At 47.1% G+C, this 523-nt stretch carries 2 protein-coding genes; both read right to left on the bottom strand.

All coding sequences use genetic code 11. From position 1 onward, the window contains the following. On the bottom strand, positions 1-223 hold a 223-nt coding region (locus FH871_RS34635; RefSeq protein ID WP_212768347.1), incomplete at its 3' end, for a M24 family metallopeptidase. Continuing rightward, positions 180-523, bottom strand: a 344-nt coding sequence (locus tag FH871_RS34630) for a M24 family metallopeptidase (RefSeq protein ID WP_212768343.1), incomplete at its 5' end; no start/stop codon positions are given. The genes FH871_RS34635 and FH871_RS34630, both read right to left, overlap by 44 nt.

The raw sequence follows: 523 nt of genomic DNA, 5'->3' as shown, positions 1-523 counted from the left end.
TTCCATCCAGATAAATCCCAGGCTCATCGGTAATGGTCATCCCAGCCTCCACCAAGTCCGCTGATTGACCAAAGTAAGGAATTTCATGAATAGCTAAACCAATGCCATGACCAATACCATGGGTAAAGAAATCACCGTAACCAGCTTGAGCGATAACTTGGCGAGCAATCCGATCATAATCACAGCGTTTTATTCCCGCCTTGACATNGGGTAAAGAAATCACCGTAACCAGCTTGAGCGATAACTTGGCGAGCAATCCGATCATAATCACAGCGTTTTATTCCCGCCTTGACATCATCAATAACCGCCCGATTACTCTTGAGGACAAGCTCATAGACAGCCCGCTCCTCATCGGAAGGCTGACCGATATGGATAGTCCGTGTCATATCGCTGACATAATGGTTATAGATACAACCAAAATCCATGGTTAAAGTCTCACCCTGACGAATGATTTTATCGCTGGCTCGACCGTGGGGCATGGCTGACCGCTGACCCGAAGCCACGATAAAGTCAAAAGAAGGAC

Source organism: Larkinella sp. C7 (assembly GCF_006149005.1).
In the GTDB taxonomy this organism is placed as follows: Bacteria; Bacteroidota; Bacteroidia; order Cytophagales; family Spirosomataceae; genus Larkinella.
This window is presented reverse-complemented; position numbering and strand designations above follow the sequence as displayed.